Annotated in this window: 20 protein-coding genes; 12 read left to right on the top strand and 8 right to left on the bottom strand. The window is 64.4% G+C overall.

The window, feature by feature from the left end; genetic code table 11:
• Positions 1-6: 6 nt before the first annotated feature.
• From urtB to ACGLHT_RS03905, 5 genes are all read left to right on the top strand, one after another.
• Positions 7-1,494 (top strand): urea ABC transporter permease subunit UrtB, encoded by a 1,488-nt coding sequence (urtB, locus tag ACGLHT_RS03925; protein WP_274078585.1) that lies wholly within the window; start codon positions 7-9, stop codon positions 1,492-1,494.
• Positions 1,494-2,573 carry an urea ABC transporter permease subunit UrtC gene (gene urtC / locus ACGLHT_RS03920; protein WP_025340800.1) on the top strand — a complete coding sequence of 360 codons (1,080 nt, stop codon included), beginning with the start codon at positions 1,494-1,496 and terminating at the stop codon, positions 2,571-2,573. The genes urtB and urtC overlap by 1 nt, the downstream gene beginning before the upstream one ends.
• Positions 2,570-3,427: an urea ABC transporter ATP-binding protein UrtD gene (urtD, locus tag ACGLHT_RS03915; RefSeq protein WP_274120275.1), complete on the top strand. Its 858-nt coding sequence runs from the start codon at positions 2,570-2,572 to the stop codon at positions 3,425-3,427. Before urtC ends, urtD begins: the two co-directional genes overlap by 4 nt.
• A gap of 145 nt (positions 3,428-3,572) precedes the next feature.
• On the top strand, positions 3,573-4,271 hold the full coding sequence (gene urtE, locus ACGLHT_RS03910) for an urea ABC transporter ATP-binding subunit UrtE (protein ID WP_274120274.1): 699 nt from the start codon (positions 3,573-3,575) through the stop codon (positions 4,269-4,271).
• Between the two features lie 31 nt (positions 4,272-4,302).
• On the top strand, positions 4,303-4,818 hold the full coding sequence (locus tag ACGLHT_RS03905) for a GNAT family N-acetyltransferase (RefSeq protein ID WP_274120273.1): 516 nt from the start codon (positions 4,303-4,305) through the stop codon (positions 4,816-4,818).
• Between the two features lie 154 nt (positions 4,819-4,972).
• Here ACGLHT_RS03905 and ACGLHT_RS03900 read toward each other — a convergent pair whose 3' ends face one another.
• Together ACGLHT_RS03900 and cbpA are read right to left on the bottom strand one after the other, a co-directional pair.
• Complete coding sequence (locus ACGLHT_RS03900) at positions 4,973-5,278, bottom strand: chaperone modulator CbpM (RefSeq protein WP_025340803.1); 306 nt, start codon at positions 5,276-5,278, stop codon at positions 4,973-4,975.
• A gap of 2 nt (positions 5,279-5,280) precedes the next feature.
• Positions 5,281-6,234 carry a curved DNA-binding protein gene (cbpA, locus tag ACGLHT_RS03895; protein WP_025340804.1) on the bottom strand — a complete coding sequence of 318 codons (954 nt, stop codon included), beginning with the start codon at positions 6,232-6,234 and terminating at the stop codon, positions 5,281-5,283.
• A gap of 164 nt (positions 6,235-6,398) precedes the next feature.
• On the opposite strand from cbpA, the gene ACGLHT_RS03890 reads away from it, so the two are divergent.
• On the top strand, positions 6,399-7,670 hold the full coding sequence (locus ACGLHT_RS03890) for an Hsp70 family protein (RefSeq protein WP_085587946.1): 1,272 nt from the start codon (positions 6,399-6,401) through the stop codon (positions 7,668-7,670).
• 133 nt (positions 7,671-7,803) lie between these two features.
• Here ACGLHT_RS03890 and ACGLHT_RS03885 read toward each other — a convergent pair whose 3' ends face one another.
• From ACGLHT_RS03885 to ACGLHT_RS03875, 3 genes are all read right to left on the bottom strand, one after another.
• Positions 7,804-8,811, bottom strand: coding sequence for an AI-2E family transporter (locus ACGLHT_RS03885; RefSeq protein ID WP_025340806.1), 1,008 nt, complete (start codon positions 8,809-8,811; stop codon positions 7,804-7,806).
• Positions 8,812-8,882: 71 nt separating this feature from the next.
• On the bottom strand, positions 8,883-9,170 hold the full coding sequence (locus ACGLHT_RS03880) for a PsiF family protein (protein WP_003258250.1): 288 nt from the start codon (positions 9,168-9,170) through the stop codon (positions 8,883-8,885).
• 62 nt (positions 9,171-9,232) lie between these two features.
• Positions 9,233-10,021, bottom strand: coding sequence for a helix-turn-helix domain-containing protein (locus ACGLHT_RS03875; protein WP_025340807.1), 789 nt, complete (start codon positions 10,019-10,021; stop codon positions 9,233-9,235).
• Between the two features lie 226 nt (positions 10,022-10,247).
• Here ACGLHT_RS03875 and ACGLHT_RS03870 point away from each other — a divergent pair, with 226 nt between their 5' ends.
• Positions 10,248-11,120, top strand: a complete 873-nt coding sequence (locus ACGLHT_RS03870; RefSeq protein WP_075046511.1) for a DMT family transporter — start codon at positions 10,248-10,250, stop codon at positions 11,118-11,120.
• On the opposite strand, the gene ACGLHT_RS03865 is transcribed toward ACGLHT_RS03870, so the two are convergent.
• Positions 11,117-12,007, bottom strand: a complete 891-nt coding sequence (locus tag ACGLHT_RS03865) for a triacylglycerol lipase (protein ID WP_274120272.1) — start codon at positions 12,005-12,007, stop codon at positions 11,117-11,119. The genes ACGLHT_RS03870 and ACGLHT_RS03865 overlap by 4 nt on opposite strands.
• Before the next feature lie 123 nt (positions 12,008-12,130).
• Between ACGLHT_RS03865 and osmE the strand changes: the two genes are divergently transcribed.
• Both osmE and ACGLHT_RS03855 read left to right on the top strand, forming a co-directional pair.
• Complete coding sequence (gene osmE / locus ACGLHT_RS03860; RefSeq protein WP_015271980.1) at positions 12,131-12,472, top strand: osmotically-inducible lipoprotein OsmE; 342 nt, start codon at positions 12,131-12,133, stop codon at positions 12,470-12,472.
• Positions 12,473-12,520: 48 nt separating this feature from the next.
• The gene (locus ACGLHT_RS03855) at positions 12,521-13,051 is read left to right on the top strand and encodes a bacterioferritin (protein ID WP_025340810.1); all 531 of its coding nucleotides are present in this window, start codon (positions 12,521-12,523) and stop codon (positions 13,049-13,051) included.
• Positions 13,052-13,180: 129 nt separating this feature from the next.
• On the opposite strand, the gene ACGLHT_RS03850 is transcribed toward ACGLHT_RS03855, so the two are convergent.
• Entirely contained in the window at positions 13,181-15,247 is a 2,067-nt protein-coding gene (locus tag ACGLHT_RS03850; RefSeq protein ID WP_085704298.1) for an AsmA family protein, read from the bottom strand.
• Between the two features lie 341 nt (positions 15,248-15,588).
• Here ACGLHT_RS03850 and ACGLHT_RS03845 point away from each other — a divergent pair, with 341 nt between their 5' ends.
• The 3 genes from ACGLHT_RS03845 to ACGLHT_RS03835 all read left to right on the top strand — a co-directional run bounded on the left by ACGLHT_RS03845 (position 15,589) and on the right by ACGLHT_RS03835 (position 17,979).
• Complete coding sequence (locus ACGLHT_RS03845; protein ID WP_197898547.1) at positions 15,589-15,951, top strand: hypothetical protein; 363 nt, start codon at positions 15,589-15,591, stop codon at positions 15,949-15,951.
• Positions 15,952-16,073: 122 nt separating this feature from the next.
• Positions 16,074-16,706 carry an HTH-type transcriptional repressor FabR gene (fabR, locus tag ACGLHT_RS03840; RefSeq protein ID WP_015271984.1) on the top strand — a complete coding sequence of 211 codons (633 nt, stop codon included), beginning with the start codon at positions 16,074-16,076 and terminating at the stop codon, positions 16,704-16,706.
• 175 nt (positions 16,707-16,881) lie between these two features.
• Entirely contained in the window at positions 16,882-17,979 is a 1,098-nt protein-coding gene (locus ACGLHT_RS03835; protein ID WP_025340813.1) for an AGE family epimerase/isomerase, read from the top strand.
• Between the two features lie 98 nt (positions 17,980-18,077).
• Here ACGLHT_RS03835 and ACGLHT_RS03830 read toward each other — a convergent pair whose 3' ends face one another.
• On the bottom strand, positions 18,078-18,845 hold the full coding sequence (locus ACGLHT_RS03830; protein WP_025340814.1) for an SDR family oxidoreductase: 768 nt from the start codon (positions 18,843-18,845) through the stop codon (positions 18,078-18,080).
• Positions 18,846-19,369: the final 524 nt, after the last annotated feature.

Here is a 19,369-nt window from a genome sequence, read left to right as displayed (position 1 = left end):
ACTCGCATGCTCAGATTCCTGCTCACCCTTCTGCTTCTGCTGCCCCTGGTAACCCAGGCCAGCGAGGGCGAATTCTTCCTCGCTGCCAAGCCCGCCGAGCAAGCCCGCCTGCTCGAAGGCTGGGCCGCACAGCCCGATACCGCACGCCTGGCCCTGTTGGACAACCTGCGCCAAGGCCGCATCGCCGCCGACGACACGCGCAAGGTGCGCCTGAACAACCGCCTGCGCGGCCTGATCGACAATGCCCTGGCCAGCCACCAGTTGCTCAGCGACAACAGCGACATCCGCCTGGCCGCTGCCCAACAACTACAGAAAAGCGCGCAACCGGCGCAAATGGCCTTCATCGACCGGCGCTTCGCCAGCGAACCAGATGCCGCCGTGCACGCCGCCCTCGGCCTGGCCCTGGCCAACCTGCAACTGGGCGCCAGCGAACCGGCAGTACGCCTGGCCGCCGTTCGCCTGCTCGGCGAAACCGGTGACCCGCTGGCCCGCACCCGCCTCGAAGCCTTGCTGCAACCCAACGCGGAAACCGACCCGGGCGTGCGCACCGCCGCCGAAACCAGCCTGGCCCAGGTGCAGCGCAAGCTGCTGGTGGGCGAACTGCTCGGCCAGGCCTTCAGCGGCCTGTCGCTGGGCTCGATCCTGCTGCTGGCAGCCCTTGGCCTGGCCATCACCTTCGGCCTGCTCGGGGTGATCAACATGGCCCACGGTGAAATGCTGATGCTCGGCGCCTACAGCACCTACATGGTCCAGGTACTGCTGCAGCGCTATGCCCCCGGCGCCATCGAGTTCTACCCGCTGATCGCCCTGCCGGTGGCGTTCGCCATCAGTGCCGGGGTCGGCATGGCGCTGGAGCGCACGGTAATCCGCCACCTGTATGGCCGCCCACTGGAAACCCTGCTGGCGACCTGGGGCATCAGCCTGATCCTGATCCAGGCCATCCGCCTGCTGTTCGGCGCGCAGAACGTCGAAGTCAGCAACCCGGCCTGGCTGTCGGGGGGCATCCAGCTACTGCCCAACCTGGTGCTGCCATACAACCGCCTGGTGATCATCGGCTTCGCCCTGGCCGTGGTACTGCTCACCTGGCTGCTGCTCAACCGCACACGGCTGGGCCTGAACGTGCGCGCGGTCACCCAGAACCGCAACATGGCCGCCTGCTGCGGCGTGTCCACCGGGCGCGTAGACATGCTCGCCTTCGGCCTCGGCTCGGGCATCGCCGGGCTCGGCGGCGTGGCCCTGAGCCAGGTCGGCAACGTCGGCCCGGACCTGGGCCAGAGCTACATCATCGACTCGTTCCTGGTGGTGGTGCTCGGCGGCGTCGGCCAGTTGGCCGGCAGCCTGTGGGCAGCCTTCGGCCTTGGCATCGCCAACAAGCTGCTGGAGCCGCAGATCGGCGCCGTGCTCGGCAAGATCCTCATCCTTGCGTTGATCATTCTGTTCATCCAGAAGCGCCCGCAAGGCCTGTTCGCCCTCAAGGGACGGGTAATCGACTGATGAACCAGCCACTGCTTGTCACCGCTACGCAAAAGGCCGGGCCACGCCTGACCCTGGCCATCGGCGCCGTCGTCGTCCTGCTGCTGGTGGCCCTGCCGCTGCTGTCGCTGCTGCCGGCGGACCATGCCCTGCAAGTGTCGGCCTACACCCTGACCCTGGTCGGCAAGATCCTCTGCTACGCCATCGTCGCCCTGGCCCTGGACCTGGTCTGGGGCTACGCCGGGCTGCTGTCGCTGGGCCACGGGCTGTTCTTCGCCCTCGGTGGCTACGCCATGGGCATGTACCTGATGCGCCAGGCCGCCGGTGACGGCCTGCCGGGGTTCATGACCTTCCTGTCGTGGAGCGAGCTGCCCTGGTACTGGGCCGGTACCCAGCATTTCGCCTGGGCCCTGTGCCTGGTGGTGCTGGCGCCCGGGCTGCTGGCGCTGGTGTTCGGCTGGTTCGCCTTCCGCTCGCGGATCAAGGGCGTGTACTTCTCGATCATGACCCAGGCGCTGACCTTCGCCGGCATGTTGCTGTTCTTCCGCAACGAAACCGGCTTTGGCGGCAACAACGGCTTTACCAGCTTCCGCACCATCCTTGGCTTCGACATCGCCGCCCAAGGCACCCGCGCGGTGCTGTTCCTGCTCACCGTCGGCCTGCTGCTGGCCAGCCTGTACCTGTGCTGGCGCCTCACCCGCAGCAAGTTCGGCCGCCTGCTCACCGCCGTGCGCGACGCCGAAAACCGCCTGATGTTCTGTGGCTACGACCCACGCGGTTTCAAGCTGCTGGTGTGGGTGTTAAGCGCCGTACTGTGCGGCCTGGCCGGTGCGCTGTACGTACCGCAGGTGGGCATCATCAACCCCAGCGAGATGTCGCCGACCAACTCCATCGAAGCCGCCGTGTGGGTGGCCCTGGGCGGGCGCGGCACCTTGATCGGCCCGCTGCTCGGCGCCGGCCTGGTCAATGGCATGAAAAGCTGGTTCACCGTGGCCTTCCCGGAGTTCTGGCTGTTCTTCCTCGGCGCGTTGTTCATCCTCGTCACCCTGTACCTGCCTAAGGGCGTGGTCGGCCTGTTGAAGAAAAGGAGCCAGCCATGAGAGTCGTGCCCCCGGTCCACCCGGAATTCATGCTCGAACCGGTGTTCGACAACCTCGGCGCCGGCCGCGACGCCATCGGCCTGGGCCACAGCCGCAAGGCCGGCCTTGATACCCGCCATGGCACGGTGCTGAGCCTGGAAGACATCAGCGTCAGCTTCGATGGCTTCAAGGCGCTGAACGCGCTGAACCTGTACATCGGCGTGGGCGAGCTGCGCTGCATCATCGGCCCCAACGGGGCCGGCAAGACCACGATGATGGATGTGATCACCGGCAAGACCCGGCCCGACAGCGGTACGGCCTATTTCGGTGACACCCTCGACCTGACTCGCATGAGCGAATACCAGATCGCCCAGGCCGGCATAGGCCGCAAGTTCCAGAAGCCAACGGTGTTCGAGGCGCTGACGGTGTTCGAAAACCTGGAACTGGCGCTGAAGACCGACAAGTCGGTATGGGCCAGCCTGGCTGCGCGCTTGGGTGGTGAGCAGCGCCAGCGCATCGAGGAGGTGCTGGGCACCTTGCGCCTGCTGCCGCTGGCCCAGCGCCAGGCGGGCTTGCTGTCGCATGGGCAGAAGCAGTTTCTGGAGATCGGCATGTTGCTGGTGCAGGAGCCGCAACTGCTGTTGCTGGACGAGCCGGTGGCAGGCATGACCGATGCCGAGACCGAGTTCACCGCCGAGCTGTTCAAGGGGTTGGCTGGCAAGCATTCGCTGATGGTGGTGGAGCATGACATGGGGTTTGTCGGCAGCATTGCCGACCATGTGACCGTGCTGCACCAGGGCAGCGTGCTGGCGGAAGGGTCGCTGGAGCAGGTGCAGGCGGATGAGCGGGTGGTCGAGGTGTATCTGGGCCGCTAGATATGGATACCTGTGCCGGCCTCTTCGCGGGTAAACCCGCTCCCACAGGTACGGCACAGGCCTGAAGAGCTGCGCGGTCCTTGTGGGAGCGGGTTTACCCGCGAAAGGGCCGGCACAGGCAAAGCAGATTTCCCAGGAACCACACATGCTGAAAATCGACACCCTGCACCAGTACTACGGCGGCAGCCATATCCTCCGGGGCCTGTCCTTCGAAGCCAAGGTCGGCGAAGTCACCTGCCTGCTGGGCCGCAACGGCGTGGGCAAGACCACCCTGCTGCGCTGTCTGATGGGCCTGGTTCCGGCGCGCGACGGCAGCATCGAATGGGAAGGCAGGCCGATCACCAGCCTCAAGCCCCAGCAACGGGTCCACGCCGGCATCGCCTACGTGCCCCAAGGCCGCGAGATCTTCCCGCGCCTCACTGTCGAAGAAAACCTGCTGATGGGCCTTTCGCGCTTCCCCGCCCGTGAAGCTCGGGAGGTACCGCCCTTCATCTACGAACTGTTCCCCGTGCTGGAACAGATGAAACAACGCCGTGGCGGTGACCTGTCCGGCGGCCAGCAGCAACAGCTGGCGATCGGCCGCGCCCTGGCCAGCCGTCCGCGCCTGCTGATCCTCGACGAGCCCACCGAGGGTATCCAGCCTTCGGTGATCAAGGAGATCGGCGCAGTCATCCGCCGCCTCGCCGAGCGTGGCGACATGGCAATCCTGCTGGTGGAGCAGTTCTACGACTTCGCCGAGGAGCTGGCCGACCAGTACCTGGTGATGGCCCGTGGCGAGATCATCCAGCGGGGGCGCGGTGAAAACATGCAGGCCGAAGGTGTGCGCGGGCTGGTAACCATTTAATCTGCAAGCAACTACCCTGCGAGACGCTGTCATGAGTCATGAAATCCGCGACGCCCTGCCTACCGACGTGCCAGGCATCCTCGACATCTACAACGACGCGGTGCGCAACACCACGGCGATCTGGAACGAAACCCCGGTGGACCTGGCCAACCGCCTGGCCTGGTTTGCCGCACGTGCGCAGCAGGGTTACCCGATCCTGGTGGCGGTGGATGAGAGCGGGGTGCTGGGCTATGCGTCGTTTGGCGACTGGCGGCCGTTCGAGGGCTTTCGCCTTACCGTTGAGCATTCGGTGTATATCCGCGGCGACCAGCGTGGCAAGGGGCTGGGTCCGGTACTGATGGCGGCGCTGGTCGAGCGTGCGCGCGCGTGTGGCAAGCATGTGATGGTGGCGGCCATCGAGAGCGGCAATGCAGCGTCGGTGCGCCTGCACGAGCGGCTGGGCTTCGTGGTGACCGGGCAGATGCCGCAGGTGGGGGTGAAGTTTGGCCGGTGGCTGGACTTGACCTTCATGCAGCTGGTGCTGAACCCGGGGGCAGAACCAAGCTGAGAAACCAGGCCTCACACGATCCCTGTAGGAGCGGCCTTGTGTCGCGATGGGCTGCGCAGCAGCCCCAGAGCTTTGCTTCATCTCAAGATTGCCGGGGCTGCTGCGCAGCCCATCGCGACACAAGGCCGCTCCTACAGGGGTTAGCCGCAACGGCCTACATCTGGGTAAACCTGCCCAACCGCTGCCTCAGCATGTTGTTCTCGCTGCGCAACTGCTGCACTTCCTGCAGCAGTTCCAGCGCCAGCGCCACCCCTTCCCACTCCAGTTCCAGCTCCTGATGCAGCTTCGCCGCACGTTTGGCCAACAACGGCGCCTGATCGTCGAACAACCAGTCCTCCGGCGTTCGCCCGGAAGGTTCGACAATGCCGTGCTCGACGATTTCGATCACGCAGTCAGCCGTGATATCGGCCTCCTGACACAAGGTACGCATGTCCAGTTGAACGATCAGGGTGCTGCTCATGATCACTTACTCCATTGTGTCCTCGGGTTGAACGCAGCCTTCTCGGAAAGCTTGGTCCACAATTCGCGGGCAGACTCGTCGGATGCTGGCGGCATGACCACTTTCAGTTGCGCGTAAAGGTTGCCGCGCTCGCCACTCTTGTTGGCCAGGCCCTTGCCCGGTACGCGCAGGCGCTGGCCGCTCTGGCTGTCGGGGCGGATGGTGAGGTTGATCTTGCCGTCCAGGGTCGGCACGGCCACCTTGGCGCCCAGTGCTGCCTCCCACGGTGCCAGCGGCACGGTGATGATCAGGTCATGACCTTCGACATCGAACAGCGGGTGCGGTGCCATGCGAATGGTCAGGAACAGGTCGCCATTGGCCCCGCCACCACTGCCCGGCGCGCCCTGGCCCTTGAGGCGGATGCGCTCGCCGTCGGTCACCCCTGCCGGGATCTTCACGTTCAGGGTCTTGGTAGTGAAGCCGGTGCGCTGGCCCATGGCATTGGTCTGCGGCACCTGGAAGCTGATCTGCTTGGACTCCTTGCTCAGGGTCTCTTCAAGGAATACCGCCAGTTCTAGCTCCACGTCCTGCCCCCGCCTGCCGGCGCTGCGTTGCTGCTGCCGGGCACCACCGAACGGGTTGCCGCCCCGGCCACCAAAGATCGAGCTGAAAAAGTCGGAAAAATCACCGCCTTCGAAACCACCGCCACCGCCGCGGCTTTCCCAGCCCGGTGGTGCCTGGAACGGCCGGCCATGCTGGCCGCCGTACTTGCGGATTTCGTCGAATTCGGCACGTTTCTGCGCGTCGCCCAGCACTTCGTAGGCCTCGTTGGCCTCCTTGAATTTTTCCTCGGCGTCGCGCTCCTTGCTGACATCGGGGTGATACTTGCGTGCCAGCTTGCGGTACGCGGCCTTGATCGCCTTGTCGTCCGCCGTGGGCTCTACGCCGAGTATCTTGTAATAGTCTTTGAAGTCCATCTATGGATCACCAATGTGAATGTGCTTGTTGCAAAAGAAGATAGGGGTCAAGCATAGCCTTTCAAGACCGCCTTGGGTTTGCTCCATGGCAGACGACCGGTCTTGATTCTGTAGCCAACTGGCATACACTGCGCGGCCGTTTTGCCTCCGGAAGCTCATTCCCCATGTCTGACGTATCCCCGGCCCGCGCCCTGGGCATCGACTTTGGCACCTCCAACTCCACGGTCGGCTGGCACCGCCCCGGCGTCGAGTCGCTGATTGCCCTGGAAGACGGCAAGATCACCTTGCCCTCGGTGGTGTTCTTCAACATCGAGGAGCGTCGCCCGGTATATGGCCGCCTGGCACTGCACGAGTACCTGGAAGGCTACGAAGGCCGCCTGATGCGTTCGCTGAAAAGCCTGCTGGGCTCCAAGCTGATCAAGCACGACACCAGCGTGCTGGGCAGCGCCCTGCCGTTCAAGGACCTGCTGGGCATGTTCATCGGCGAGCTGAAAAAACGCGCCGAGGCCGCTGCCGGGCGCGAGTTCGAGCAGGTGGTGCTGGGCCGCCCCGTGTTCTTCGTCGACGAAGACCCGGCCGCCGACCAGGAGGCCGAGGACACCCTGGCCGAAGTGGCGCGCAAGATCGGCTTCAAGGATGTGTCGTTCCAGTACGAGCCGATTGCCGCGGCCTTCGACTACGAGTCGAGCATCAGCCGCGAAGAGCTGGTGCTGATCGTCGACATTGGCGGTGGTACCTCGGACTTCACCCTGATCCGCCTGTCGCCCGAGCGCCACCTGGTGGCCGAGCGCCAGAGCGACATCCTCGCCACCGGCGGTGTGCACATTGGCGGTACCGACTTCGACAAGCAGCTGAGCCTGCAGGGCGTGATGCCGCTGTTCGGCTACGGCAGCCGCATGAAGAGCGGCGCGCTGATGCCGACCAGCTATCACCTCAACCTCGCCACCTGGCACACCATCAACGCTCTGTACTCGCAGAAGTCGCAGCTGGCGCTGGGCAGCATGCGCTATGACATCGAGGACACGTTGGGCATCGACCGCCTGTTCAAGCTGATCGAAGAGCGTGCCGGCCACTGGTTGGCGATGGAAGTGGAGGCCAGCAAGATCGAGCTGACCGAGCAGCAGAGCCGCCACGTCGACCTCGGCCGCATCGAGCGCGAGCTGGGCGTGGACCTGTCACGAGCGCTGTTCGAGGGGGCTATCGAAGGGTTGCTGGAGCGGGTGCGTGGTAGCGTGAGCGAACTGCTGGCCAAGGCTGGAGTGAGCGAGACCCAGGTCGATACGGTGTTCTTCACCGGCGGTTCCAGCGGGATTCCGGCGCTGCGCAACAGCGTGTCGGCGATGCTGCCGAATGCGCGGCATGTGGAAGGCAACATCTTTGGCAGCATTGGTAGCGGGCTGGCCATCGAGGCGCGCAAGCGTTACGGCGTAGCCTGATCCCTTCTGGGGCTGCTTTGCAGCCCATCGCGACACAAGGCCGCTCCTACAGGGACCGCGCATTCATCTGATTACGCGGTCCCTGTAGGAGCGGCCTTGTGTCGCGATGGGCCGCAAAGCGGCCCCAGCAATCTCAGACCAGTTCGGCCCGCTTCAGCTCACTCTTCAGGTAGGCATAGTAGATCGGCCCCGCCACCACCCCCGGCAGCCCGAACGCCGCTTCGAACACCAGCATCGCCAGCAGCAGTTCCCACGACTTGGCACTGATCTGCCCGCCCACGATTCGCGCGTTGAGGAAGTACTCGACCTTGTGGATGACGATCAGGTAACCCAGCGCCGCCGCCGCCACCCAGATCGACAGCGACAGGCCGACGATGGTGATCAGGGTATTCGACATCAGGTTGCCGATCACCGGCAGCAGGCCCAGCAGGAAGGTCAGCACGATCAGCGTCTTGGTCAGCGGCAGGTGCACGTCGAACATCGGCAGCACCACGGCCAGGAAGATGCCGGTGAAGGTGGTGTTGAGCAGCGAAATCTTGATCTGCGCGAAGACGATGTTGCGAAACGCCTGCACCAGCAGGCTCAGGCGCTCGAACAGCGCCGCCGCCAGCGGCTTGCGCCGGGAGATGTCGGGGATGCGCTGCAAGGCGACGATGGCGCCCAGGATCATGCCGATCAACAGGGTGACGAACATGTGCGCCATGCCCTTGCCCACCAGCTGCAGGTCGCTCAGGTGGCTCTTGATCCAGTCACCGATGGCTACCTTGAACTCCGCCGCACTGGCCGGCAGGTAGCCTTCGATGAACGGCGGCAGCTGCCCGCGGGCGCGCTCCACCAGGGCCATGAACTTGTCCAGCGAAGCCCCGGGGTTTTCCGCCTCGTGCAGCAAAAAGCTGAAAGCACCGGCAAACAGCAGGGTCAGGGTGCTGACCACCAGCGTGCCGAGCAGCGCTACAGCCAGCCAGCGGGCACGCTGCCCGGCAATCAGCGGCTGCAGCCGCGGCGTGAGCATGTTGACCAGCTCGAACACCAGCAGGCCGGCCAGCAGGCTCGGCAGCAATTTCAGGGGCAACGCCAGCAACAGGCCGGCAAACACGATGATCCAGCTGGCCAGGGTGACCTGGCGGGGGGTGAAGGTCATACAGCCTCAACGGCAGACAACGGGAAAGACCCGCAGTCTGCCAGCCTTACGTCTGCAGGCATAGGCGCAGGTCATTTCTTCTTCAGGCAGTCGCTCATGAACGCTTTGCGCTCGTCACCCTTCAGGGCCTTGGTGGTGGCGTCGGCGTTGCAGGTTTTCATCTTTTCTTGCTGGGTTTGCGGCACATCCTTCTTCAGGCAGGTGCTCATGAAGGCTTTGCGCTCATCGCCCTTGAGGGCCTTGGCGGTGGCGTCGGCGTTGCAGGTTTTCATCTTTTCCTGCTGCGCGGTATTGGCGGCGAAGCCTTGGGCGCTGAACAACACCGCCAATACCAGTAAGGGGATTTGCAGCACTTTCATGGAGTAGTCTCCTTGGCTCCGCGCCCGATGCACGGGGGTCGAGCTGAGTGTAGCCAAGAATTTCAACGCCCTGCCCGTGCCTGGCGGCGGTATTGCTCGGGCGTGCACTGGGCCTGGCGCTGGAACATGGCGATGAACGCCGAGGCGCTGCTGTAGCCCAGGTCGAAGGCGATGGCCTGGATCGGCTGGCCGGCCTCCAGCGCTTCGATGGCGCGCAGAAAGCGCAGGCGCAGGCGCCATTCGCCAAAACTGATGCCCAGTTCACGCAGGAACTGGCGGGCCAGGGTACGTTCGCTGACATGCACTTTGGCGGCCCAGTCGGCCAGCGGGCGGTTGTCGCCCGGCTCGGCACCGAGGGCATCGAGCACCTGGCGCAAGCCTTCGCTGTGGGCAAACGGCAGGTAGCAGGCCTGGGTGGGCGCCAGCAGCAGCTGGTCGAGCAGCACTTGCACCAGGCGCTGGTCGCGCTCGCCCTCGGCCACCCGCAGGTCGCGCCGGGCGAAGTCGGCGAGGATCGCCTTGAGGATGTCGCTGATCATCAGGCTGCACGGTTGCTGCGGCAGTGCGGCGCACAGGCTGCGGTCCAGGTAGACCGAACGGTAGACGATGGCCTGCGGGTTGTAGCAGCCATGCTCGGTGTCGGGCGGCACCCACACGGCGTATTGCGGCGGCGACAGGAAGTGCTGGCCGGCGACCTCCAGGTGCATCACGCCGTGGGCGGTGTAGTTGAGCTGGCCCCAGGCGTGGCGATGCAGGGCGCTGCGGGTGTCGGCACCGAACTCGTCGTGGCGGAAGTACACCGGGGCCGGGAGGCGGGTGAACTGGGGAATGTCGAGGTATTTGCGCGGCATGCTGTCTGCTTTGCGGGGTGGGTTGTCTGGATAGGAGTATAGGCTTGTTGACAGACAGTTGATAATGGCTGCCATCGGGGCCTGCTGCGCAGGCCATCGCGACACAAGGCCGCTCCTACAGGGACCCGCGTTGTCTTCCGGGCCTGTGCGATACCTGTAGGAGCGGCCTTGTGTCGCGATGGGCTGCAAAGCAGCCCCAATCAGTCCAAAACGAGTAACCTGCTACATGAACTACCTGTTCCCCCTGACCGCCATCCTGATATGGGCCGGCAACACCGTGGTCACCAAGATGTCCGCCGGCGCCATCCACCCCGCCGAGATCGGCTTCTACCGCTGGCTGCTGGCCGCGCTGTTGTTCACCCCGTTCCTGCTGCCCGCCGTGTGGCGCAATCGCGCGGCCATTCGCCCGCACCTGGGCAAGGTTTTCGTGCTGGGCGTGCTGGGCATGGCGCTGTATCAGAGCCTGGCCTACTTCGCCGCCGGCATCACCAGCGCCACCAACATGGGCATCATCCTCTCGCTGATGCCACTGATGTCACTGGCACTGTCCATCGCCTGGCTGGGCCAGCGCCTGAGCTACGGCGCCCTGCTGGGCGCGCTGGTGTCATTTTTCGGCGTGCTTGAAGTGGTCAGCGCCGGCCACCCCGCCAGCCTGCTGCAACAAGGCCTGAACAGCGGCGACCTGCTGATGTTGGTGGCCACACTGGCCTACGCGCTGTACAGCTTCCTGCTGAAGAAATGGCAGCTGCGCCTGCCGCCGATGCAGCTGCTGTACCTGCAGGTGCTGGTAGCCATCGTCGTGCTGCTGCCGCTGTTCGTGCTGTCGGACAAGACTGGCCTGAACAGCCGCAACATCGGCCTGGTGCTGTACGCCTGCGTGCTGGCCTCGATGATCGCGCCCCTGGTGTGGATGCAGGCCGTGCACCGCCTGGGGCCCAGCCGCACCACGCTGTTCTTCAACCTGCTGCCGCTGGTCACGGCACTGATCGCCGCCGTGGTGCTCGACGAGCAGCTGGCCCGCTATCACCTGGTCGGCGGCCTGCTGACCCTGGCGGGCGTGGTGCTGGCCGAGCGCTGGACCACACCGATCCGTCGTTAGAGCCCTGCCGCCTTGAGCCGGGCGGCATGTTCGGTGAACAGCCGCACCGGTTCGGCACCCTTGCCCACCGCACCAAGCGACTGGTTGACGATATCCAGGTGGTCGAGCGGGTAATCGTCGCCGATCACCTGCCCCAGGTGCGAACTGAAGCGCCCGACCATACCGTCGCAATGGCCCTTTTCCTTGACGAAACTGCGCGCGAACAGGCGGCAGAAGTGGCTGCTGCCGTCGAAACGGTTGCGCCGCTGGTCGGTCAGGCCGGGCTGCAAGGTGCCTGACCAGGAGTAATAGCGCACGCCATCGACCTCATAGGCCCCTTCCCCACCCCAGGTGTCTGGCAACCCCTGTGGATAAGCCTGGTTGAACAGCGCCACCCCGGCGCTGGTCAACGACTGGTGCGAGGCGTGTACATCCACCGGCAGCGGGTCGCGGCGCCAGCCGGTTTCCAGCCACACCAGCAGCACGGCCAAGCCATGCAGCACAGCCTTCAGGATGCGCCCCTGCGGGGAATCGCCCGGTGCCGTACGCTCCAGGTAGTCGGCCAGTTCCGAGCCATGGTTGGGCCCCGCCACCGAAGTGACCGAAGCCACCCGCCCGGGCCGCCTGGCAGCTGCGTAGCGCGCGCTCAGGGCACCCTGGCTGTGGCCGATGAGGTTGACCTTTTCCGCTCCGGTGCGCTGGCAGATGTCTTCGATGATGGCCAGCAACTGCTCGCCGCGCACCTCGCTGGAATGCAGTGGCGAAACCTGCACCGGGAACACCTGCGCCCCGCCCTTGCGCAGGGCCGGCACGATGCCGAACCAGTAGGGGTAGAGCACTACCCGGACAAAACCGAGCATGCCCGGCACCAGCACCAACGGGTATCGCGTGGCCAATTCCTGCTGCATTGCCCCAGCCCCTTTCCGTGGACGACCGGCCAACACTACAGCGGCCTTGATGACCATCGCAATCGAACTCCCGGCGCGCGCTGCGGTTCCAAACCACACATACCCTTTGCAAGGAGCGGGACCATGTACAAGCAGACCCTGGCAATCCTTCTGGCAAGCGCCACCCTCGCCGCCTGCGGCAGCCGCCCGGAAAACCCGGTGGACTACGTCACCTACCGCGACGAGCCGCTGGTCAAGCAGGTGGAAAAAGGCATGACCATGCAGAAAGTCATCGCCATCGGCGGCAGCCCGTCCAACGTGATCGACCTCCCCCATGGCGGCACCTGCAACGACTACATCCTCAACCACGATGGCCACCAGCAGCCCTACTACGTGCGCTTCGACGCCACCGGCCATGTCGACGCCAAGGGCTTCAAGACTTGCAAACAACGCGAAGAAGACAGCGACGCCGTCCACGGCGCCTGAGCCTTCCAGGCCATATCCATGACCACCCTGCTGTTCCAGGAGATGAACATGAATGCGACTGAACTGACCGATGTGCAAACCCTGCGCGAACGTGCCCGCCAGCATGTCGAGCAAGGTGCGGTGACCGAGGGTTACGATGCTGATCGCCAACAGATCCTGCGCCTGCTCAATGATTCACTGGCCACCGAACTGGTCTGCGTGCTGCGCTACAAGCGTCACTACTTCATGGCCAGCGGCATCAAGGCCAGCGTGGCTGCCGATGAATTCCTCGAGCATGCCAACCAGGAAGCCGAGCACGCCGACAAGCTTGCCGAACGGATCGTGCAGTTAGGTGGAGAGCCGGATTTCAACCCGGACAACCTGAGCAAGCGGTCTCATGCCCAATATGTGGCGGGCACTTCATTGAAGGAGATGGTGCTGGAAGACCTGGTGGCGGAGCGGATCGCCATCGATAGCTATCGCGAGATCATTCGGTACATTGGGGATAAAGATCCGACTACGCGGCGGATTTTTGAAGACATCCTCGCGCAGGAAGAAGAGCACGCGGACGATATGTCCGACCTGTTGCAAGGCTTGTGATTGCTGGGGGCGCTTTGCGCCCCATCGCGACACAAGGCCGCTCCTACAGAGGGATCGCGTCTCGGCAGATTTGCGCGATTCCCTGTAGGAGCGGCCTTGTGTCGCGATGGGCTGCGAAGCGGCCCCCTGCTATTTCCTCTCTTTCACCACCGCCGGCGCCTTGCCCGCCTTCATCTGCTGCAACAGCGGCGTGCACTGGTTGGGATCATCCCCGCTGCTAGGCGCAATCAGCGCCAGCAACCCCGCCGCCGGCCCGGCCACCACACCCAACGCCACCATCCCCGCCCCGCGCAACGCCAGCGGCACCGCCTGCACCCCGGCACTGGGCTTGGCGAACGGCCCGCGCACATACAGCGGCGAGCGCAGCGAGAACAGCCGCAACCCTTTCGATTCAGGGGTAATTTTCAGGTCCAGCTGCTCCGTGGCGAAATTGGCCGTGCCGTTGATGTAGATGATCGCGTTCTCGGTATCGAAGATGAACAGACGCGTGGTCGCCAGGCCATCCTTGATGCCCACGTCAGCCGCCGCGCAGTTGATCTTCACATCCTCATCGCCAAACAGCTTGCCGACCACATAGTTGCCCACGTTCAAACCGGCAATCTCCATCAGGCTGCGGCTGATGGCACCATCGTTGATCAACATGCGCAGGTCGCCATTGGCCGTGCCCAGCAAGGCGGCTACCGAGTTGCCCCGGCCGGTGATATCGGCATCGCCATTCAACTCACCGAAGCTGGTCTGCATCGGCGCAAAGGATGGGAACAACTGCTTGAGCTTGAAGCCCCGCGCCGTCAGCCGGGCACGCCCCTGCAACGGTACGTTGCGGCCATCCAGGCGGATTCTGGAAGCGAGGTTGCCGCCAGCCACGCCAAAACGCAGGGGCTCCAGGCGCAGCAGGCCGTCCTCCAGTATCACGTGGGCCGACAGGTCGTTGAACGGCAGTTGCGCGCTGTGCACGATGCGCTTGCCGGCGAAGGTGACGTCGGCGTCCATCGTACGCCAGCGCTCGGTGCGGAACTCTTCCACCGGCAGCACCTTGCCCGCCGGCTGCTTGCTGGCACCCCCGCGGGCCTTCTGCTCGGCGTTGGAGTCGGCGCCGATCAGCGGCGCCAGGTCCTTGAACAGCAACTGGTTGGACACCAGGTTGCCGGACAGCTTGGGCCGTGGCTGGCTGGCAACGAAGGCCAGGTCGCCGTGGATATCGCTGTCACCGATCTTGCCGTTGAAGCCCTGGTAGTTGAAGGTCGCCCCTTGCGCCGCGTGCAGGTTGGCGCTGAGGTGGCCGTCGGTGGAATAGGCCGGGGTGTCGGGCAAGGTTACGCCGGTCAGCGGGTAGAGGTTGCCCAGGCTGGCCCCGGACAGGCGCAGGCGCAGGTCGAGGGCGCCGAGGTTGCGCGGGTCGGTCAGGGTGCCGGCGAGCACCACATGGGTGTCGGCGATGCGCACGTCAGCCTGCAGCGGGAACGGCTGGCTGGCGTCCTGCAGGGCCAGCAGGCCGCCGATCTTGCCGGTACCGGACACCGGCTGGCCTTTGTAGCGGCCCTGGGCCTTGAGCCCGAAGGCGTAGTCCTGCGCGGCACCGGCCTTCTCGGCGCTGGCCTTGCCGACGATGTCGCTGAACGGGACAGGCTTGCCCAGCGGGTCGATCTGCACCTTCATGCTGGTTTTCAGGGTTTGGTCATCGAAGCTGACATTGCCCTGGTCGAAGCCGATGGCGCCAATGTCCAGCTGCCATTTGGAAGGCTCTGCGTTTTCATCCTTGGGGCCGAAGTCGAAGGCCCAGTTGGCGCGGCCATCGGCCAGGCGGGTGAGGCTGGCTGTGGGCTTGGTCAGGTCGATGCGCGGGATGCTGATCTGCTGGAACAGCAGCGGCAGCGGCGCCAGGCGGAACGCCACGCGCTCCAGGCCGACCATCTTCGGTTCCTTGAGCCACTCGGGGTTGCCCAGGGTCAGGTCTTCGGCAATAAAGTGCGGCCAGGGCACCCAGGCACGCCAGCCCCCCTCTTCTGGTTCGGTGCGCCAGTCCACGGCAAGGTTGCCATTGATCGCGAAGGGCCGCTGCAGGGCCTCGGAGACTTTCTCGTTGAGCAGGGGCTTGACGCGGTTCCAGTCGAAGGTGGCGATCACCACCACCAGGATCGCCAGCAGGGTCAGCAGGCTGGTGAAGGTCCAGACGAGGATTCTGGCGGGACGCGTCATTGCGTGATTCTCCTTGCGGTATGGCACAGAACAGGTGCAGCGGTGGCACTCAATATCTCGGACTGATGAAAACCCGTGGGGTTTTATCGATGGCGCCATGATAGCGAAGTTTTTCCTGGCCTTTTGCTCAGCAATTCGTCGCGCCAGGCCATACGTGTTACCCGCATACATCGCCATCAAATTGCCACCCTCCAGCCTGGAAAGTGCTTTCTAGAGCAGGTTGCAACCTCTATCAATACGGTCGATTGTTACCATTACCCGTATGAACTTCTCTCTGGCGTTACCCGGCGTAGCATTGGCTCCGTACCCACTTTCCAGCCCCCGAGAGGAGCACCGAAATCATGAAACGCCATCTGCTGACCCTGACCCTGTCCATCCTGGCCGCCAACGCTTTTGCCCTGCCAGCCGACGAGCAACACCTGACCGCCGAATCGCGCTCCAGCGCTGCCGAAATCGCCCAGCCGCTGAAAACCGTTGCCGAAGGTGGCTCCGATCGCCTGATCGAACGTAGTGGCCGTGTTGCCGAAGGTGGCTCCGATCGCCTGATCGAACGTAGTGGCCGCGTTGCCGAAGGTGGCTCCGATCGCCTGATCGAACGTAGTGGCCGCGTTGCCGAAGGTGGCTCGGATCGCCTTATCGAACGTAGTGGCCGCGTTGCCGAAGGTGGCTCCGATCGCCTGGTTGAACTCAGCCGTGTGAGCTGATCACCATGGCCGAAAAGAACAACCTCTGTCACAACACTTGCTCCCCTCCAGGCCCGGTCCATTGACCGGGCTTTGTTTTTTTAACTAGAGTGCCCAGCCTTACCGCCACAGAAGCCCGCACCATGCTGCCGCGCGCCGAACAGAAGCTACAGACCCGCCAGGCCCTGCTCGATGCCGCCTGCCAGCTCATGGAGAGTGGCCGTGGTTTCGGCAGTATCAGCCTGCGCGAAGTGGCGAAGACGGCCGGCATCGTACCCACCGGCTTCTACCGGCATTTTTCCGACATGGACGCCCTGGGCCTGGCCCTGGTTGCCGAGGTCGACACTACCTTCCGCCAGACCATCCGCCTGGTGCGCCAGAACGAATTCGAACTGGGCGGCATCACCGACGCCTCGGTGCGCATCTTCCTCGACGTGGTTGCCGCCCACCGTGCGCAGTTCCTGTTCCTCGCCCGTGAGCAGTACGGCGGTTCGCAGGCCGTACGCCAAGCCATTGCCCGCCTGCGCCAGGACATCAGCGACGACCTGGCCACCGACCTGGCGCGGATGAAGCGCTGGCAGCACCTGGATAGCGCCGCGCTGGCGGTGATGGCCGACCTGGTGGTGAAAACCGTGTTCGCCACCCTGCCAGAGCTTATCGACAGCCCCGAAGCGGGTTATCCACAGGCGTTGACGCCGCAGGAAAAGATCACCCAGCAGTTGCGCTTCATCTTCGTGGGGGCGCGGCATTGGCAGGGGTTGGGCAACCCGGGCTGATCGGTAGCCTGTGCCGGCCTCTTCGCGGGCATGCCCGCTCCCACAGGTACCCCGCATTGCTCGAACCTTGTGGTGATCCTGTGGGAGCGGGCGTGCCCGCGAAGAGGCCGGCACAGGCTACCCACAACCCAGTTCTGCTACCATGGCGCCCTGCCCGACAGCGACGAGCGCCGAAATGTCCGACCCCCGCCCCACCCTGCCCGAACTGGCCCGCTTCAACCAGCACTTCGCCGAACGCATCGTGCCGTTGTGGCAAGGCCCGGGCTGGAACGCCGACATGGCCCTGCCCTACGAGGCACTGGACGCCCAGCACCAGCCATTGCCGGTGCAGCGCTACCGGGCCATGGCCTGCGCGCGTCAGCTGTACCTGTTCAGCAGCCGCATCGGGCAACCGGGCGCAGCCGAGCGTGCGGCCGCCTTGTTCCGCTCGCTGCAGAAGCACTTCCACGACGCCGAACACGGCGGCTGGTTCTACAGCATCGACGCCCAGGGCAAACCGCTGGACCGGCGCAAGGACCTCTACACTCACGCCTTCATCGTCTTCGCCTGTGCACATTACTGGGGCAAGGTGCGTGAAAACCTGGTGGAGTCCACGCTGAACGCCGCGCTGGACATCATCGACCAGCAGTTCGCCCGCGACGATGGCCTGTACGAAGCCAGCCTCGCTGAAGACTGGGCCGACCTTGGCAGCGGCCCGCTGCAAAACCCACAGATGCACCTGGCCGAAGCCTTCCTGCAGGTGCTGGCGGTGCGTGACGACGAGCATGCCCAGCAGTCGTTGCTGCACCTGTGCGAGGCGCTGCAGGAACACTTCATCGACCCCGCCCACGGCCTGATGCTGGAAAAGCCACGCGGCACTGTGGATAACTGGTTCGAGCCAGGGCACCAGTTCGAGTGGTTCTACCTGCTGCATACCTCGCCACTGCTGCGTGATACGCCGCTGCATGCGTCCATCGACCGGGCTTTCGGCTACGCCGAGCAGTACGGGGTGAAGGACACCGCGGTACTGGCGATGCTGGATGTGGATGGCCAGGTGCTCGACGCCACCCAGCGGATCTGGGCGCAGGCGGAATACCTGCGGGCGCTGGTGTTGCGGACAGGGGGCGAGGCGAAGCTGGCCGGGCAGTTGCAGGCGCTGGAAGCGCGGTTCCTGCGTGAGGCGGGCTGGTATGAGTGCCGGGATGGGCAAGGTAGTGTCAGCCGGCATGATATGCCTTCTACTACGCCCTACCACTTGGCGACTTGCCTGGAAGGGTTGCAGCGCCTGGGCTGACGCATTCGCGGGTGAACCCGCTCCCACAGGGATAGCGCCTGCTCTGAAACCGGTGCAGTACCTGTGGGAGCGGGTTTACCCGCGAAGAGGCCCTCGGATCAGTCTTTGACCGACCGGTCGATCGAGAACCCTGCCCAGTCCTGGCTCACCGGCATCAACTCGAGGCTGTTGATGTTGATATGCGCCGGCTGGTTGAGGATCCAGAAGATGGTCTCGGCAATGTCCTGCGGCTGGATCGGCTCGGCACCGGCGTAGGTGGCGTCGTATTTGGCCTGGTCACCGCCGAAGCGCACCAGCGAGAACTCGCTCTCGCACAGGCCCGGCTCGATGTTGCTCACGCGCACGCCCGTACCCCGCAGGTCGCAGCGCAGGCTCAACGAGAACTGGCCGACGAAGGCCTTGGTGCCGCCGTACACGTTGCTGCCCGGGTACGGGTAGTTGCCCGCCACCGAACCTACGTTGAGGATCGACGCCCCACGGCCATGGGCGATCAGCCGTGGCAGCAGCAGGCGGGTGGTGTACATCAGGCCCTTGATGTTGGTGTCGACCATGGTTTCCCAGTCGTCCAGGCTGCAGTTCTGCGCCGCGTCCACACCCAGCGCCAGGCCTGCGTTGTTGACCAGGCCGCGCAGCTTGTCGAAGCCGGCCGGCAAGTTGGCGATGGCCTGCTCCATGGCCTTGCGGTCACGCACGTCGAGCACCAGGCCATGTACTTCGGTCTTGGCCGACAGTTCGGCGCACAGGGCGTCCAGGCGCTCCTTGCGGCGGCCAGTGAGCACCAGCTTCCAGCCGGCTTCGGCGAAGCGGCGGGCAGTGGCCTCGCCGAAACCGGAAGTCGCGCCAGTGATGAATACGGTGGACGTCATGCTCTGTTCCTCACGGTGGATTGTCATCGGCAGGCTTGCAGCATGCCCGCGCCGGGCGCTTGCAGCAACCCGCCCGGGGCACTGTTCATTTTTTGATCATATGCGGCAAACCCTTGCAGCAGAGGGCTCGGCACCAGCTATGCGCATGTTATCCACAAGGCTTTCCCCACGGATTGGGGGCAACTTGTCCACGGTGCGGAACCCTTTCAGCGACTTGTGGTCGGTGGATATCTTTTCGGTGATGGCGCAAGACTTTCAAGCATGCTGTCTGCAGCGGTCTGTCCAAGGTTTTTTCACAGGGTTATCCACAGGTTTTGCGCGCGCCTTGGAATGAATGCAGGGCTTTGAAAAACCTGGGAAAATCATCCACAAGTCACCTGTGATCAAAAAATGATCATGAAGCTGCAGGGCTTGGTATCAAAGGGCTTGAGCGAGATGCCACCATGTTTTCCACAGGCGGTTCCACATTATCCGTGGAAAAAAATGGTCCTGTGGAAACAAGGGTTTGTAGAGGGGTTGTGGGG

The organism is Pseudomonas sp. PsB (assembly GCF_043658375.1).
GTDB classification, from domain to species: domain Bacteria; phylum Pseudomonadota; class Gammaproteobacteria; order Pseudomonadales; family Pseudomonadaceae; genus Aquipseudomonas; species Aquipseudomonas putida_Z.
Note: the sequence above shows the minus strand (reverse complement) of the source record. Positions and strands in the feature narration are given on the sequence as shown.